Here is a 3,101-nt window from a genome sequence, read left to right as displayed (position 1 = left end):
AATGGTATAGCTGAGGTTTTTGACGGCGATGCCGAAGTTTATGAAGTAGTCGTGAGACTTGTTAATACTCACGATGAACTAGCTCCACTACCTTATCAAAAACAATGAAACTCTCAAATCTGCTCTCCACGCTTGATTCACAAATCCCCATCGCTGCGGTTGATGTGCTGTCACCCGATGAGGCAACTATCATTCAGTGGTTGACTACCGTTGCTAAAGAAAAACTCAACAGTCCGGTATTCTTCTGGAATTTGGGAGTATCCAGCCTGGAGCAATGCCTGATTGCTGAAGATGGTGGGCTGGTGTTTAAGCCAGTATCAGAATACAAAAAACCGCCTCATGCAGATCCAATACTCTTCGTTTTCGACTACATCAATAACTTTGATGGTGCTGGCGTGTTTATTCTGGGAGACATACACCCCTTTGTTGGCAAGAATTCCCCACAGATGAGTTGGGAAATCTTGACCAGAGTGAAAAACCTTTACCACCGACTCAAACCTACAGAAAAACGGATCGTGCTGCTGGGTCAAAACATCGAACTACACGATTCTTTGGTAAGGCTCATACCCTACTGTGAAGTGCCACTACCGAAAATTGGCCAAATTCAAGACCACTTCGAGTCGTATCTAGTTTTTCTTGAAGAATCGGCGACTGTTCAGGATGTCACATTTCGGGTGTCCCTGAGTTACGAAGACAAAGAAACCTTTGCACGGGCAGCGCTGGGACTGACGTTAGAGGAAGTCAGCGATTTTTTGCGGCTAACTGTCAAAGAGCGTCTGAGCAGCACTGGTATTTTGATTGATGCCAGCGTTACGCCTCTAATAGTCGAGTACAAAACCCGACTTCTTGCTCAAATGGGCATTGAGTTGGGCAAACCAGCGACTATCCCATTCGGTGGACTCGATTTACTGCGCGAATGGCTGACTCGTCGGCGGCGACTGTTCACCCAAGAGGCGCGATTGCTGCATCTACCACAACCTAAAGGTGTGCTGCTGGCGGGACCGCCCGGAGTTGGTAAAAGTTTACTTGCTAAAAACATTGCTACTATTCTCAACCTACCACTACTGCAACTAGATATTGCGTCTCTCCTTGGTTCTCTGGTTGGTGAATCTGAAGGAAATGTTAGACGTGCTTTGAAAACGGCAGAAGCGATCGCACCCTGTGTCTTGTGGGTTGATGAAATAGAAAAAGCACTTTCGGGCACTGGTGATACTTCAGGAGTTTCCCAGCGCATTCTGGGGAATCTGCTCACGTTCATGTCCGAGTGTACGGCGGGGGTGTTCGTTGTGGCAACCTGCAACGACCCGTCAGCACTGCCCAGCGAATTGAAACGAAAAGGAAGATTTGATGAAAATTTTTTCGTTGATCTACCAACCGAGCCAGAACGCTGCCAAATCCTCAAGATTCACCTGGAGCGTTTTGGCATTGTAGTAGAGTCCGAGTATTTGGAGGCGATCGCTGCAAACACCGCGAAGTTTTCAGGAGCCGAACTGGAAACCCTAGCAGCAGAAGCGGCACTACTGGCGTTTGACGAAGGGCGACCGCAGCAGGTGACGCTGGGAGATTTAGAGAATTGCAGCCATTCCATTACCCCGCTTGCCGTGACTGATGCGGCGGCAGTGGAGCGAATGCAAGCTTGGTCTAAGACTGCCAGGGCTGCCTCTAGTCCTGTCATCGGGGCAAAACAAGCGTCTTTGCGTACTGCCAAGTTTCGCAACATGAACTGATGAGAAAGCGATTGTCTCCTGATTCTATGGGGGCGATCGCTCTTTCCTTTAATAATTGATAACAACCTTTTAATAGTTAATAAGGCGAAGAAAGATGAGAACAGACTTAGTTACTTATTACGGGCAGACTCCAACCATTGATCAACTGGTTGATAAATATGGTGTGTATTTAGAGAAGTTAGACAGAGAAACAAAACTGTTATTGCGAGTAACTCTGTCTACATACATTGTTATGCAACAAGAGTACACTCCAACTGAGTATCCAGTATCTACAGCCCTTGAAGATGCTTTGTGTGAGCTAGTAATTCCTGATTCTATTCCCCAAGATTTATACGATATCTGCTCTGTTTTAAATGGACTAACAATAGACGAAGCGGAAACAATACTTGAAGCTTTACAGCATCAAATTCGATGGGGTAATGCCCGTCAAGTCGTGAATTGACAGGGTAAGAAACATGGAAATTTATTTAGTCTTTGTTGACGCAATTCAGAACAGCAATAAGTTCTGGGCGGCCATTGTCGAAGACGGTAACTTAACAGTACAGTGGGGCAGAGTTGGTTATCAGGCACAAACGAAAGTCCACTCATTAGCCAATCATCAAAGAGCGGTTGCTAAATTTCATAATCTGGTAGCCGAGAAGAAGATGAAAGGCTACAGCGAAACTCAGCCAATAATGGATGGCAATCGCAGTATTTCAGATATCAGACGAGCGATACAATTACTAAACGCTATACGTCCGGCTGTTGCAAACAGGAACTTTGGTGATAGCTACATACTTGCCCTTAACGAGTATTTGAAAATTGTCCCAACACCATTGGGAATGCAGATTGATCCTTACAGGGTGTACCAAACAGTTGTAAATGTTGACTATCAACAAGAACTACTCAATTCTTTGCTGGTGAATGAACCTATAGCTGTTCAGACCAAAGAATCGCCGAAATCTGAACCAAAAACTGTCAGTCTTAAGGCTATCAGCAAGAGTTTCTGGCGGCATTTGTAATTTTAGAAATGTCACTTTGTAAGAGATCCTAAAAAGCTACACTTCATTTTGAAATATTGTTTGGTTAAATTATGGAAATCAAGACTATTGCTGTCACTTACACACGTAAGTTCAATTTAGGCGACTACGAATCTTTAGAGTTAAGTTGCTCACTATGGGGACAAATTGACCCAAAAGAAGAAGATGCACAAGGGGCGACACAATTTCTATTTCAACAAGCAAAGGATTCAGTTAAGGAAGCTGCAATTCCAGTAATTAAAGCTTCTACTCATCAAATGAATAAAGCCAAAGCGTACAAGCACTCTGCAACAAATCAATTTGACGAACTGGATAAATTCTAATAACTGAAATTCACCTTTTAAATTCAAAAATA

4 protein-coding genes are annotated in these 3,101 nt (G+C 44.1%); all 4 read left to right on the top strand.

Annotated elements, in window-relative coordinates; translation table 11 throughout:
- Positions 1-104: 104 nt before the first annotated feature.
- The 4 genes from F8S12_RS12935 to F8S12_RS12920 all read left to right on the top strand — a co-directional run bounded on the left by F8S12_RS12935 (position 105) and on the right by F8S12_RS12920 (position 3,069).
- Entirely contained in the window at positions 105-1,727 is a 1,623-nt protein-coding gene (locus tag F8S12_RS12935) for an AAA family ATPase (protein ID WP_196516677.1), read from the top strand.
- 94 nt (positions 1,728-1,821) lie between these two features.
- Positions 1,822-2,169 (top strand): hypothetical protein, encoded by a 348-nt coding sequence (locus tag F8S12_RS12930; protein WP_196516676.1) that lies wholly within the window; start codon positions 1,822-1,824, stop codon positions 2,167-2,169.
- Between the two features lie 13 nt (positions 2,170-2,182).
- Entirely contained in the window at positions 2,183-2,728 is a 546-nt protein-coding gene (locus F8S12_RS12925) for a WGR domain-containing protein (RefSeq protein ID WP_196516675.1), read from the top strand.
- Positions 2,729-2,799: 71 nt separating this feature from the next.
- The gene (locus tag F8S12_RS12920) at positions 2,800-3,069 is read left to right on the top strand and encodes a hypothetical protein (protein WP_196514596.1); all 270 of its coding nucleotides are present in this window, start codon (positions 2,800-2,802) and stop codon (positions 3,067-3,069) included.
- The last annotated feature ends 32 nt before the right edge of the window (positions 3,070-3,101 follow it).

It is taken from the genome of Nostoc sp. WHI, from assembly GCF_015714725.1.
In the GTDB taxonomy this organism is placed as follows: Bacteria; Cyanobacteriota; Cyanobacteriia; order Cyanobacteriales; family Nostocaceae; genus Nostoc.
The sequence above is the reverse complement of the archived record's forward strand: the minus strand, read 5'-3'. Positions and strand labels throughout refer to the sequence as shown.

Coding starts and splice junctions, on each gene's coding strand:
- F8S12_RS12935 (WP_196516677.1), top strand. CDS start 105: ATGAAACTCTCAAATCTGCTCTCCACGCTTGATTCACAAATCCCCATC.
- F8S12_RS12930 (WP_196516676.1), top strand. CDS start 1,822: ATGAGAACAGACTTAGTTACTTATTACGGGCAGACTCCAACCATTGAT.
- F8S12_RS12920 (WP_196514596.1), top strand. CDS start 2,800: ATGGAAATCAAGACTATTGCTGTCACTTACACACGTAAGTTCAATTTA.
- F8S12_RS12925 (WP_196516675.1), top strand. CDS start 2,183: ATGGAAATTTATTTAGTCTTTGTTGACGCAATTCAGAACAGCAATAAG.